The 13,620-nt window shown below is 44.0% G+C and carries 13 protein-coding genes; 5 read left to right on the top strand and 8 right to left on the bottom strand.

Translation table 11 applies throughout. The features are described from left to right. The 5 genes from JZ787_RS15040 to secF all read left to right on the top strand — a co-directional run bounded on the left by JZ787_RS15040 (window position 1) and on the right by secF (window position 5,371). Window positions 1-570: a LemA family protein gene (locus JZ787_RS15040; RefSeq protein ID WP_168159464.1), complete on the top strand. Its 570-nt coding sequence runs from the start codon at window positions 1-3 to the stop codon at window positions 568-570. 296 nt (window positions 571-866) lie between these two features. After that, a complete protein-coding gene (tgt, locus tag JZ787_RS15035) occupies window positions 867-1,997 on the top strand; it encodes a tRNA guanosine(34) transglycosylase Tgt (protein WP_126035309.1) in 1,131 nt (376 codons plus the stop codon). 104 nt (window positions 1,998-2,101) lie between these two features. Further along, a complete protein-coding gene (gene yajC, locus JZ787_RS15030; protein ID WP_004697692.1) occupies window positions 2,102-2,431 on the top strand; it encodes a preprotein translocase subunit YajC in 330 nt (109 codons plus the stop codon). A gap of 55 nt (window positions 2,432-2,486) precedes the next feature. Beyond that, entirely contained in the window at window positions 2,487-4,388 is a 1,902-nt protein-coding gene (secD, locus tag JZ787_RS15025; protein ID WP_005401699.1) for a protein translocase subunit SecD, read from the top strand. Window positions 4,389-4,396: 8 nt separating this feature from the next. Next, window positions 4,397-5,371, top strand: a complete 975-nt coding sequence (gene secF / locus JZ787_RS15020; RefSeq protein ID WP_005401700.1) for a protein translocase subunit SecF — start codon at window positions 4,397-4,399, stop codon at window positions 5,369-5,371. 31 nt (window positions 5,372-5,402) lie between these two features. On the opposite strand, the gene JZ787_RS15015 is transcribed toward secF, so the two are convergent. The 8 genes from JZ787_RS15015 to pilW form a co-directional block, all read right to left on the bottom strand. Next, window positions 5,403-6,077 (bottom strand): 4'-phosphopantetheinyl transferase superfamily protein, encoded by a 675-nt coding sequence (locus tag JZ787_RS15015; protein ID WP_346312728.1) that lies wholly within the window; start codon window positions 6,075-6,077, stop codon window positions 5,403-5,405. Window positions 6,078-6,167: 90 nt separating this feature from the next. Beyond that, window positions 6,168-7,577 carry a ribosome biogenesis GTPase Der gene (gene der, locus JZ787_RS15010; protein WP_004697684.1) on the bottom strand — a complete coding sequence of 470 codons (1,410 nt, stop codon included), beginning with the start codon at window positions 7,575-7,577 and terminating at the stop codon, window positions 6,168-6,170. Between the two features lie 169 nt (window positions 7,578-7,746). Beyond that, window positions 7,747-8,892 carry an outer membrane protein assembly factor BamB gene (gene bamB / locus JZ787_RS15005; protein WP_078388498.1) on the bottom strand — a complete coding sequence of 382 codons (1,146 nt, stop codon included), beginning with the start codon at window positions 8,890-8,892 and terminating at the stop codon, window positions 7,747-7,749. Then, entirely contained in the window at window positions 8,889-9,587 is a 699-nt protein-coding gene (locus JZ787_RS15000) for a tetratricopeptide repeat protein (protein ID WP_004983519.1), read from the bottom strand. Before JZ787_RS15000 ends, bamB begins: the two co-directional genes overlap by 4 nt. A gap of 27 nt (window positions 9,588-9,614) precedes the next feature. Continuing rightward, window positions 9,615-10,910, bottom strand: coding sequence for a histidine--tRNA ligase (hisS, locus tag JZ787_RS14995; protein WP_062031308.1), 1,296 nt, complete (start codon window positions 10,908-10,910; stop codon window positions 9,615-9,617). After that, window positions 10,907-12,022: a flavodoxin-dependent (E)-4-hydroxy-3-methylbut-2-enyl-diphosphate synthase gene (gene ispG / locus JZ787_RS14990; RefSeq protein ID WP_004697677.1), complete on the bottom strand. Its 1,116-nt coding sequence runs from the start codon at window positions 12,020-12,022 to the stop codon at window positions 10,907-10,909. The genes hisS and ispG overlap by 4 nt, the downstream gene beginning before the upstream one ends. 18 nt (window positions 12,023-12,040) lie before the next feature. Beyond that, window positions 12,041-12,817 (bottom strand): RodZ domain-containing protein, encoded by a 777-nt coding sequence (locus JZ787_RS14985; RefSeq protein WP_346312727.1) that lies wholly within the window; start codon window positions 12,815-12,817, stop codon window positions 12,041-12,043. After that, window positions 12,808-13,608 carry a type IV pilus biogenesis/stability protein PilW gene (gene pilW, locus JZ787_RS14980; RefSeq protein ID WP_234951134.1) on the bottom strand — a complete coding sequence of 267 codons (801 nt, stop codon included), beginning with the start codon at window positions 13,606-13,608 and terminating at the stop codon, window positions 12,808-12,810. The genes JZ787_RS14985 and pilW overlap by 10 nt, the downstream gene beginning before the upstream one ends. Between the last annotated feature and the right edge of the window lie 12 nt (window positions 13,609-13,620).

Below are 13,620 nucleotides of genomic sequence, written 5' to 3'. Positions count from 1 at the left end.
ATGGGGCTATTGATTTTCTTATTGATTATTATTGCAATCGTGTTTGGCGTGATCGTCATTCGCAATAATATTGTGCGACACCACAATGCAACCATTCGCGCATGGTCAGATGTAGCAACCTATGAGCGTCAGAAAATAAAAATTCTAGATGGCTTAGAACCTTTGGTCGAACAATACTCTAGCTTTGAAAAAGGCACCTTGGAAAAAGTCACTGAGCTCCGTCAAAACATTCTAAACCTGAACTTAAACAATACAGATGTCAATCAGTTGCAGCGTATCGAAGCATTAAACCAAGAGCTAATGCGCAGCCTCAATGTTGTGGTCGAAAACTACCCTGAGCTCAAGGCCAATGAGATTTATCTAAAGATGATGAATGAAATTGAAGAGCAAAATGAAAATGTCGGTGCTGCGATCAGCATCTTTAACCGCAATGTCGAACTGTTTAACAACCACATTCAAGTTTTTCCAAACAACATTGTCAACACCATGACCGTGGGTAAAAAAGCGGTACGTCCTTTCCGCGACGCGACTGCACTACAAAATTTTGATTACCGTCCAAATTTCAATTAAAGCCGTAATGAGCCAAAGGTATATTTAAAGGCACTCCGATGAGTGCCTTTTTCATCTCCTGTGTTATTTTTTCCAGCAAAGCCTCCCATCACATCTAACACCACTCCACAGCATCAACACAACTTTAAACAACCGTAACCAGCTACGATTCAACTTAAAAAGCTTTGCGTTAAAAGTGTTACAACACTGGTGTTTATTTGCATAATCAAGGAAAATAGCCTCCTTTTAGCGGCGAACTGTTTTTTCGCTCTTGCACTGCAAGCAGAGCAGTGCTTTGCTCTTGTTCAGGATATTTTATGAAGTTTGAAAAATTAGGTCAGTCGGGTCGCGCCCGTCGTGGTCGTTTAACTTTAGAGCATGGTGTGGTTGAAACCCCTGTGTTCATGCCTGTCGGTACTTATGGTACGGTGAAAGGCATGCTCCCGCGTGACATTGAAGACATCAAAGCGCAAATTATTTTAGGTAACACCTTCCATCTTTACCTACGCCCTGGACTTGAAGTGATTAAAGAGCACGGCGGTCTGCATAAATTCATGAAGTGGGATAAGCCCATTCTGACCGATTCAGGCGGCTTCCAAGTCTTCAGTTTGGGCGCGATGCGTAAAATTAAAGAAGATGGCGTAACGTTCCGCTCTCCAATTGACGGTTCTAAAGTATTTTTGTCTCCTGAAATCTCAATGGACATCCAACATACATTGAACTCAGACGTCGTGATGATTTTTGACGAATGTACCCCTTACCCTGCAACGCATGAAGAAGCGCAAAAGTCGCTACAATTGTCATTGCGGTGGGCAAAGCGTTGTAAGACTCAGCATCATGATGTGCTTGAAAATAAAAATGCGCTATTCGGCATTATTCAAGGCGGTATGTATGAAGACTTACGTGATGAGTCTTTAAAAGGCTTGCTTGAAGTGGGTTTTGACGGTTATGCCATTGGTGGGCTGTCCGTCGGTGAACCGAAAGAAGAAATGATTAAAGTTCTGGATTATCTTCCAGAAAAAATGCCAGCAGACAAACCGCGCTACCTGATGGGCGTGGGTAAACCTGAAGACATCGTGGAAGGCATCCGCCGTGGCGTCGATATGTTTGACTGTGTCATGCCTACACGTAATGCCCGAAATGGACATTATTTTGTAACCGACGGTTTAGTACGTATCCGTAACAGTAAATACCGTCATGATCAAAGTCCGCTGGATCCACACTGCGACTGTTATACCTGTACCAACTTTACTCGCGCGTACTTATTCCATTTGGAAAAATGTGGTGAGATGCTGGGTTCAATGCTCGGTACTATTCACAACTTACGTTACTACCAACGCTTCACTCAAGACATTCGTGATGCATTGGATAATGATCGCTTTGATGCCTTTGTTGAAGATTTTTATGCACGTCGTGGTTTAGAAGTTCCACCTTGTCCCCAAGATTAATTGTTGTGAGCATTTGCGCTTGGTAAAAAGACAAGGTAAATTGCAGAACAAGTCTATTTATGATCAATTCGTTGGTCACCGTTTTTTTAGTTTAGGAATTTGAAATGAGCCTTTTTATTTCTACAGCTCACGCAGCGGGTGAAGCTGCACAACAACCAAGTATGGTCGCAAACTTATTGATGATTGCTGTTTTTATTGCAATCTTCTACTTCTTAATTTGGCGCCCTCAAGCAAAACGTGCCAAAGAGCACCGCTCTTTGGTTGAAAGTCTTGGCGTAGGCAGCGAAGTGGTATTTGCTGGTGGCTTAATGGGTAAAATCACTAAACTCGAAGGTGACTTTGCAGTGGTTGAACTGAGCCGCGGTGTAGACGTAAAAATTCAACGCGCAAGTGTGATTTCAGTTCTTCCTGAAGGCACATTAAATAACCTTTAATCAAAAAAATTAGTCGTGCATCCGCACGACTTTTTTCATTTTAAGAAGAAAACAAATGCGTTACCCAGCATGGAAATATCTACTGATTCTCGTGGTTTTGACGATCAGTACATTATATGCCCTGCCTAGTTTGTATCCGGATGAGCCTGCGGTTCAAATTTCTGGTGCCAAAGCTGGTACCCAAATTGACCAAAGCATCGTACAAAAAGCAGAGCAGATTTTAAAATCTGAAAGTATTTCAAGCCATGACAACAGTTTTAGCAATAATGCTGCACTGTTACGTCTTGACTCTAGCGAAGCACAATTAAAAGCCAAAGAAGCGTTACGTCGTGGCCTTGGTGATGACTATGTTGTCGCGTTGAACTTGGCGCCAACCACGCCAGAGTGGCTACAAAAAATTGGTGCAAAACCAATGAAGCTCGGTCTGGACTTACGTGGTGGTGTTCACTTCTTATTAGAAGTGGATATGGATAAAGCGATTGCTCAGCGCATGGAAACCTCTGCGACGGATTTACGTCGTCAGTTCCGTGACAACAAAATTAAATTTAACAGCCTTGCATTAAACAACAACACCATTACCGTTCAGTTCGCCAACAATGATGATCGTACTGCGGCTCAAGACTACTTACGTAGTAATGGTAATGAGTTTAATCAGCAAGCGGTCGCAACTGCGACAGGTTCAACCTTACGTTTAACCTATACCGATGTTCGCCGCCAAGAAATTCAATCTTATGCCGTGAACCAAAACTTAACCACTTTACGTAACCGTATTAACGAGTTAGGTGTGGCAGAAGCCTTGGTACAAACACAAGGTAGTAACCGCATCGTGGTTGAGCTCCCAGGTGTTCAGGACACTGCTGAAGCAAAACGTGTCTTGGGTCGTACAGCAAACCTAGAGTTCCGTTTGGTCTCTGACCAAAATGACCAAGTGATTGACCCTTATACGGGCAAGAGCAATGGTCAACCGCTTCCACCAGGAACCGAGCTTTTTGCATATCAGTCTTTAGACAGCGGACGTGAATTACTTTTAAACCGTAACCGTATTTTAACGGGTGAACGTGTTCAAAACGCATCAAGTGGCTTTAGCCAAGACACTGGTGGCGCTGAGGTAAACATTACCTTAGACACCGCAGGCGGCAAACTAATGTCAGACGCAACCCGTAATGCGGTGGGTAAGCGTATGGCTGTGTTGTTCATTGAAAATAAGCAGCGTATTAGCTATATCACCGATCCTGCGACTGGTGCGCAAACTGAAGTCCGTACACCTTATGCAGAGTCTGTAGTGATTAACGCTGCAACTATTCAAGCAGTCCTCGGCTCTCAATTCCGTATCACGGGTCTAGACTCGCCTCAAGAAGCGTCTGAACTCGCACTAATGCTACGTGCTGGTGCACTTGCTGCGCCAATGTACTTTGTTGAAGAGCGTGTTGTTGGCCCAAGCCTCGGTCAAGAAAACATTGATAAAGGTGTGCTATCGACTCAAATCGGTTTCTTACTGGTAGCAATCTGGATGGTAGTCTTCTTCCGTCTCTTTGGTTTAATTGCTAACTTTGCCTTGGTCTTCAACTTAGCCATGATTCTAACGGTCATGTCTTGGATTGGTGCTTCCCTCACCCTGCCGGGTATTGCGGGTATCGTGATTACCATTGGTATGGCGGTCGATGCCAACGTCTTGATCTGTGAGCGAATACGTGAAGAAATGAAGTGGGGAGCATCGCCCAAACAAGCCATTGTGGCGGGTTATGACCGTGCTTATAACACCATTTTCGACTCAAACTTAACCACGTTCTTGGTTGCGTTTATCCTATTTGCTATCGGTACAGGCCCAATTAAAGGCTTCGCTGTGACCTTAATGATCGGTATTATCTGCTCTATGTTTACTGCTATTACAGTAACACGTGCGATTGTACAGCTCATTTATGGCAAAAAACGTAACTTGAAAAAGTTGAGCATATAAGGAGATCGATGATGACTGATGTGACTCAACAAGATTCAAAAAAATACGGCCGTCCAGATGATGAACGTGTAATTGATTTTATGAAGATTGCGCTGCCTGCAGCCATTCTTTCTATTGTCTTAACCATTGGCAGCCTATTCTTTATTTTCACCAAGGGTCTTAACTTAGGTTTGGACTTTACTGGTGGTATTTCTGCCGAATTGAACTATAGCAAACCAGTGAAGTCGGCCGATGTCTCTGCTGCACTGACCAAAGCTGGCTTTCATGACCCTGTGGTACAAACCATTGGTTCAGATCGTGATTTGATTGTGCGTATGCCTGTACAAGAAGACACAGCCGCAGAAGACTTAACCAAAACCATTACCCAAGCTGTACAGCTACCGGGTAACTCTGCTTCAGTTAACAAAGTTGATGTGGTGGGTGGACAAGTCGGGAATGAACTCTACATTCGCTCAGCGGGTGCTGTGGCTTTAGCGTTACTGCTGATGTTGGTCTACGTAACGATTCGCTTTGAATTCAAACTGGCGATGGGTGCTGTACTGTCTTTGTTCCATGACGTGGTGGTCACCATCGGTATTTTTGCCATGATGCAGTGGCCATTTGACTTAACTGTATTGGCTGCAATTCTGGCTCTGATTGGTTTCTCATTGAATGACAACATTGTCGTTTCGGATCGTATTCGTGAAAACTTCCGTAAGATTCGTGGCGCTTCGCCTTTAGAGATCGTCAACATCGCTTTAACTGAGACCCTACGTCGTACCATTCACACCTCAATGACTTTATTGTTGGTGGTGATCTCGATGATGATCCTCGGTGGCGATGGCCTTAAATGGTTCTCCGTTGCAATGTTTGTGGGCGTCTTTGTGGGTACCTACTCTTCAATCTACATCGGTACAGCTTTTGCTTTATGGCGTGGCTTAAACCGTCAAGACTTCATTGTTCAAGTGAAGCCTGAGTTTGAAGAAGAAAATGAAATTCCATAAATGCACACCATAGTGTGAAAAAGAAAGCCTCTCAATCGAGAGGCTTTTTTATGTCGGTGAGAAGGTGTTGTACCAGCTCAATCTGAGGCAACGCATAGCCACGGCAGGACTGTTCTGCCCGCCAAGCCACGGTCAACATCACATCTCCCAACTCAAAATTTTGATAGGCAAAACTCCCAATCAGCGGATGACTACACATGCCGCCATTATGCGTTGGATGTGCTTGAGTGTTCAGTTCATTTAAGTTTAAACGAATGCCTAAACCCGAGGCTTTAAGCACCGCTTCTTTGGTGGTCCAGACTTTAAACCAGTATGCTTTGTCCTGATCATACTGTTGCCACAAGCGAAGTTCCTCTACGTGAAAAGCATGTTTGGCCAAAGCCTCAAAGCGTACTTTTCGACTCAACTCTTCCACGTCCACGCCTAGATCTTGCACTCGCTCACTCGTAGCTAAGGCATAGTAATTTTGGCTGTGACTATGATTGAAATGAAAAGAAGGCTGATCAAGCAAATAAGGTTTACCTGTCTCACTCAACGCAATGGAGTGATCATCCACAATCATCTGCCGTTGTTCGGATAAGCATTGATTGCGATATTGATAAATGGCTTGTTTTCGCTGTGCAATTTGCTCAACACGTGACAGGTTGTGATCCACCAGCACAATGTCCTCAATCTTTTTCAGCTCAACACGTATTGTCCTTGCCACTTTGCCTTCCTATCATAGTTTCATGCATCATAAAATAAAAAAGCCCAAAGATCACTTTGGGCTTTTCAGCATCAAAACCTTAATGCCTGATTAGCGTTTGAATTTCTTCTCAGCTTTCTTAAATTTCTGAACATAACGACGCTTACGCGCTGCTGTACGTTCATCCACCTGTGATTTACGCCCTTCAAATGGGTTTTCAGAGGTTTTAAACTCAATACGTACTGGCGTACCTTCAAGTTTGTACACTTTACGGAATACGTTTTCTAAATAACGACGATAATCCGCAGGCGTTTTATCAACTTTGTTACCATGCACCACAATCGTAGGTGGATTTTGTCCACCCATATGGGCATAACGCATTTTAATACGGCGACCACCGACCATTGGCGGTTGGTGCGCATCCGTAGCATCACTTAAAATTTGTGTGATTTTTGCAGGTGAAACTTTCAAATGTGACGAATCATAAGCACGGTGAATCGATGGATATAGATCCCCCACACCCGTACCATGCAATGCAGAAATCAAATGCACTTTCGCCCAAGGAATAAAGTCAAAGCGACGATCGACATCCAATTTACATTGTTTGCGATCATACTCAGACATGTTGTCCCATTTGTTAATCGCAATCACCATCGCACGGCCCGCTTCAAGCGCGTAACCAATCAAATGTAGATCTTGCTCAACCACACCTTCACGTGCATCAAGTACAACCACGATAACATGGGCATCTTTAATCGCCTGTAGCGTTTTCACAATTGAGAACTTCTCAATCATTTCATCGACTTTACCTTTACGACGCACACCTGCAGTATCGATTAAGGTGTACTGACGGCCATCACGTTCATACGGGATATAGATCGAGTCGCGAGTTGTACCCGGTTGGTCAAATGCAACTACACGCTCTTCACCCAACAAACGGTTCACTAGCGTCGATTTACCAACGTTTGGACGACCAATAATCGCTAAACGTAAGCCAGTGTTTTTGTCGTGCTCATCTGCATCTTCATCTTCAGGCACACTTGAAAGCACATCTTCAAGCATTTGCTGTACACCGCGACCATGGCTCGCAGCCACTTGCATAGGTTCGCCCATACCCAACTTGTAAAATTCAACAAGTGCAGCTTCGGCATGTACACCATCAACTTTGTTCGCCACAAGGTAAACTTTCTTACCCAGTGTACGCAGCTCACGCGCAATTTGCTCATCTGATGCGAGCAGGCCTGCGCGTGCATCGACTACGAATACAATAATATCGGCTTCATTGATGGCTGTTTTAGACTGTTCCGCCATGTAAGAGTCGATACCACCTTCATTTTCGCCAATACCACCAGTATCAACCACAATGAAAGACTTATTTTGAAATACAGCATCACCATATTTACGGTCACGAGTCAGACCGGCAAAGTCAGCAACAAGCGCATCTCGGCTTTTGGTGATCTGGTTAAATAGCGTTGATTTTCCGACGTTCGGACGACCAATGAGCGCAATTACGGGTTTCATAGATTAACCTTTATTCAAGATCAGCCAGTGAGACTGGTCTGAACATCAGAAACTGGAAGAAAAATTAGGTGAAAAACCTGAATAAAAACTCGGGGTTTTGACTAAGCAAACACCCCGAGGAATTTAAAAAAATACGAATTTCGACTAGTTTAACATAAGTCGAACAGAATTAACGATTCTGCCAAATGCTTAATGCACCCTTTCGTGTCGCAACATAGAGTTGATCATCAATCACACGTAAAGTACGCACTTCTCCAGACGTCTTCGCACGACCAATCAATTCACCTGTCGCAGGGTTCAGCATGTGCAAAACGCCATCTAGATCACCAACAATTAGGTCTTGGCCTAACATCACTGGATTACTCAATTGGCGGTTCAGCAGGCTGTCATTTTCCCAAAGCTTTTGACCCGTGCTAATTTCATAAGCCACTAACTTGCCGTCAGTTTGCGCCACGAATACACCATTACCCACCACTTCAGGGCGCTGCGTACTACTCGAATCTTCACTCCACACCACTTGCTGTGAAGCCAAATCTGTCATGGTCACTTGACCTTGATAGCTGGTGGTAATCAAGTACTGACCTGCCACTACAGGATCACCATCAACATCATTCAAACGTTGAATATCCGAACGACCATCCGACACAGCTACACGGCGCTGCATACGTGGCACGCCTGTAAGTACATCTAAAGCATAAACATAGGCATTAGCTGAAGAAATCAGCACTGTACGCGCATCAACAGGAACAGGCGCTGCATTACCACGTAAGCTAAGTTGTACATTTGGTAAGTTATAAGTCCACACTTGCTGACCTGTTGCCAAATCATGCGCAAAAACAGTGCCATCATTACTTACAGAAATGACACGACCAGCTTGAATCAACGATGGCGCAAGAAGTGCACCTGTTAATTGTGCAGTCCATTTTTGCTCGCCAGTTGCCTGATCTAAAGCAAACAATTGACCTTTGGCGTTGCCTACAATTACATGACCATCGGCAGCTTCAACGCCTGAACTCAAACCGGCTTTAGATACTTCTTTCTGCCATAGTTTTTGTTTGCCTTGATATGCCGTCACTAGACCTTTAGGGTCAAGTGCAAAAACTACACCATTGTCTGCATCTAGGCGTAAACGTAAAGGATCAGCAGTCGAAGTTGAAGACACACTTTGAGAAAATACAGGAGTCAGAGTTTTCGCCTGCGTCAGTTTTGGAAGTGGATTCGGCTTAACTTCTTCTACTTTTCCGCTACTTGCACAACCCGCAAGCGCTAAAGTTAATACGGTTAATGCGCACGAAATTTTGTATTTTCTATTCATTCAGTTTCTTCCGCTGCTGTTTCTATAAGTGGACGTTCGATTTCAGGATCATCAACTAAAATACCAACACTTTCGAGTTTAATTTGTAAAATTTGGCGTTCTTGTTTACGTTTAACCAACTGATCCCATGCACTTTGGTAGGCTTTTTTCGCATTTTCGATGTCGTTTTTAGCCACATAGACATCGCCCAAAGCTTCATCGGCTGTCGCTTTAAAAGCAGGATCTTTTACCAATGCGAGGTTTTTAATCGCATCATCAAACTTCTTTTGAGCCAATTGTGCATACGCTAAACGCAATTTCACAATTTGCACTAAGCCGTCGTCATCCACTTTCGAGTTTTCAACTTTCTTCAACGCTTTTTCAGCACTAGCATAATCCGCTTTGTCATAGGCCAATTTTGCCATCAACAATTGCGTTTGAATGGCCTGCGCTGAATCTGGTGCTTCTTTCACAATTTTGTCCGCAGTTGCAGACAAGGCTGTAAATGCATCGCCTTGCGTTGCACGTGCTTCATCCATTAATTGCTGAACTTTGGCTGTGTTCATCTGATTCTCAGCCAAAGTTTTCTTCTGCCAGTATTGCCATCCAAAAAAGGCAATCAGCGCAATTAAAATCCCACTAATAATGGCTGAACCATACTTCTTAGTGAAAGACTTTAAACTATCAAGTTGTTCTTCATCACTTAATGCGCTCATGTGACTACCCTTTCCTTATATTTTGGCTTATTTTGAAGAAAATTTTTCAATCATAAATGGCACGATGTCATCCACCGCAACCAAAGTTTGTTCAGCTGTCGCCAACTCTTTTACGGCAAACTGTGCAGCTTCCACCTCGCGCTCACCTAAAATGAGGGCAAACAATGCGCCAGACTGATCCGCTTTTTTCATTTGCGACTTCATTGAACCATGTGAACCAACTTTCAAACGAAGCGTACTTGATGCAGCATCTAACTGGTTACGAATTTGTTCTGCAAGCACCAAAGCTTTGCCTTGAGAAGCGGGATCTGCCAATAAAAACATTTCGCAGTCACGTACAGGTGTAGCGTCTTCCACTTGTTCAAGCAACAACAACAGACGTTCCATACCCATCGCAAAACCAACTGCAGGTACAGACTGATCGGCCTTGCCTTTAAGCTGACCCACTAAGCCATCATAACGACCGCCCGCACAGACTGTACCTTGTGAGCCCAAATGCGTGGTGGTCCACTCAAAAACTGTTTTGTTGTAATAATCTAAGCCACGTACCAGTTTTTGATTAATCACGAAGCTCACACCTGCATCGGTTAAATACTGCTGCAAGGTTGCAAAGTGCTGTAGTGTCTCCTCTCCCATAAAGTCATGCAACTTCGGCGCATTTTCTAAAATGGCTTGAGTTTTGGCATCTTTAGAGTCAAGGATACGTAGTGGGTTGGTGGTTAAACGACGCTGTGAATCTTCATCTAAATCATTTTTATGTGATTCTAAGAACTCCACCAATGCCGCACGATAAGCTGCACGCTCATCAGACTCACCGAGAGTATTCAACTCAAGTTGAACTTTATCTGCTACACCCATGCGTTTCCACAGACGTGCTGTCATCAAAATCAGCTCAGCATCCATATCTGGGGTTGCCACACCAAAGGTTTCCACGCCGAACTGGTGGAACTGACGGTAACGACCCTTTTGCGGCTTTTCATAACGGAACATTGGCCCGATATACCAGACACGAGGCGTCGCACCGCGAAGCAAGTTATGCTCAAGCATGGCACGTACACAGCCTGCTGTTCCTTCAGGACGCAAAGTCAAAGACTCAGGCGGATTACCTTTGTCCAAGAAGGTGTACATTTCTTTTTCAACGATATCCGTTGCATCACCAATCGAACGTTTGAACAAATTGGTTTGTTCAACAATAGGCAGGCGAATTTGCTGGTAACCATACGCATCCATCAATGATGCGAGATGCTGTTCAAGACGTCTCCACGCTGGTGTTTGCGTAGGAAGAATGTCATTAAAACCTTTGATTGCGACAATTGAACTCATGATGAACTACGGATAATCTCTTTAGATTTAGCTTCTTCAAGCTCTGAAACACGCTGACGAACCATCGTTTCGATTTCGTCAACCAACTGATTTGTGTCAATTAAATGGCTCTTTTCACCATTACGATACACCAGTGAACGTGGACTTGCACCAACTACACCAATATCGGCTTCTTTGGCTTCACCCGGACCATTCACTTTACACCCAATCACCGACACATCCATTGGGGTACGAATATCTTCTAAACGCTCTTCTAAGGCTTGCATCACTGAAATCACGTTAAACTCTTGACGTGAACAGCTTGGACAAGCAATGAAGTTAATGCCATTTGAGCGAAGACTGAGTGATTTTAAAATATCAAAACCAATCTTAATCTCTTCTTCAGGTTCCGCTGCCAAGGAAATACGCATGGTGTCACCAATGCCATCCAACAACAAACCGCCCAATGCAATCGCAGACTTCACTGAACCCGTACGGTAAATTCCAGCTTCCGTCACACCCAGGTGTAACGGATTATCAATTTGCTGTGAAAGTAGGCGATAAGCATCCATGGTTAAAAACACATTGGATGCTTTCACTGAAACTTTGAATTCGTGAAAATCTAAACGATCTAGAATATCAATATGGCGCATCGCCGACTCAAGCAAAGCCTGACCTGTTGGCTCACCATATTTCTTTTGAATATCTTTTTCCAGTGAACCTGCATTCACTCCAATACGCATAGAAATATCGTTATGGCGCGCTGCAGCCACCACTTCACGAATTTTTGCTTCAGAGCCAATGTTCCCGGGGTTAATCCGTAAACAATCCGCACCCAAGTCCGCAACACGCAGTGCAATCTTGTAATCAAAATGAATATCTGCAACCAACGGCACCGATGAACGCTTACGAATTTCACCAAAAGCCTCTGCCGCTTCCATCGTCGGTACAGACACACGCATGATGTCCGCACCTACATCTGCACAGCGCTGAATTTGCGCCAGCGTGGCTTCCACATCACAAGTTTCAGTATTGGTCATACTTTGAATGCTGATAGGCGCATCGCCACCGACATAGACTGAACCTACACGAATCTTACGAGTAGGCTTGCGTTTAATTGGATTTACAATCATTGCTTTTCCTTGATCCCATTAACGTGACAAGCGGAAATCTGCTTTTCCACCGACGGTATATGGAGACAATGAAATACTTTCATTATTTAAGCTGAGTGACACAGCAGCGGCATCATCGATACGAATCTGAAAAGGTGTCTCACCCGCAAGCTCAAGTGTAGAGGCTTGACGCCCTGTTGCCAGTACTTTCCCCGTTGAATCGACAATATGTACAGATGTCGGACGATTGAACTCAAGTTTCAACTGATCCCCTGTGGTTGCAGCAACCCCACTCATATTGATGATTTGCACATCAGATTCCGTCTGCGGAGCCGCAGTCTCATCTGTACTACCTGACCAATTCTGAATTGTGCCGAACAACGCTGCTAAAATCGCAATTACAACAATCGCAATCAGTCCACGTTTTAACCATTTACGGTTACGGTCACGGTTAGAACCAGGTAATTTACCCATGATTTTAATCGGTGAATTATTCAATGCGTGATTTGGCAATAGCCCCGTATCATTGGCATAGATGTCATCAAAACGCTGAATAATCGTAGTAGCATCCACTTTTAGGAACTTCGCATAAGTACGATAGTAACCTTTAATGAAGGTTGCTTCTGGAAGCGCCGTATATTCGTCCTGCTCAAGCGCAGTTAAGGTCTTAAGTGGAATATTCAACTCTTTGGCAACGTCGCTTAATTCACGTTTTTGTGTAATACGAATTTGACGAAGATAATCACCCGGACGTTGGATATTTCCTAAAGCATTGCTAGAACCATTCGATTGTGGTGAATTAGGATTTACTTCCATACGGCCTCAGTAGTGTACTGTAATTGCAAATAACGTTTGTATTCTTGACTGTCTGGATACAATGCACGTAGCTGATTGACCAGTACTTGCGAACCCATCGTGTCATGATTTGCCCGCGCAATTCGGATCCCAATCCAAAGCGCACGTGCATCTAAGTTTTTCTCGCCAACCGCCTGCACAAACTGCTCATAGTATTGCGTAGCTTCAGCATTTTGCTGACGTAAATATGAAATTTCCGCCATTTCGATCATGGCAAGATAGGCACCTGAGTTTACCTGTAGGGCTTGTTTAAAAGCAGCTTCTGCTTCCGCCACTCGACCTACTTGTAGATACGCACGACCTAAATTTTCCAATGCTCGATAACGTTGATCATACCCTAAAGTTGAACCGGCAACTTGAAGTTGATCAATCGCGTCATTATAACGCCCAATTTGATATAAATACGTACCGTAGTTGTTACGAGCCTGTGCATTTTTTGGCTCAGCCGCAATTGCATGCTTAAAATAACGCTCTGCCTTTTCCACATTTTGTGGACTGCCTTCACGCTGTAACAACACGCCCATCATCATATTTGCAGATGCATCACGAGAGTCGATGTCTAATGCCTGATCCAATGTACGTTTCGCAGCATCATAATCATTCGACTTAATATATTCAGCCGCCAACTGCGTTCTAACTTGTACTGCTTTACTTGGATCACCTTTCGTATTCACGGTTTGGCAACCCACCAAGTACCACACTGACACACCCAGTGTCAGCGCAAGGCAAAGTTTAGAAACGGGTTTTTTCAATTGGCATCCCCT

The organism is Acinetobacter sp. BWR-L5 (assembly GCF_039655985.1).
In the GTDB taxonomy this organism is placed as follows: Bacteria; Pseudomonadota; Gammaproteobacteria; order Pseudomonadales; family Moraxellaceae; genus Acinetobacter; species Acinetobacter johnsonii.
The sequence above is the reverse complement of the archived record's forward strand: the minus strand, read 5'-3'. Positions and strand labels throughout refer to the sequence as shown.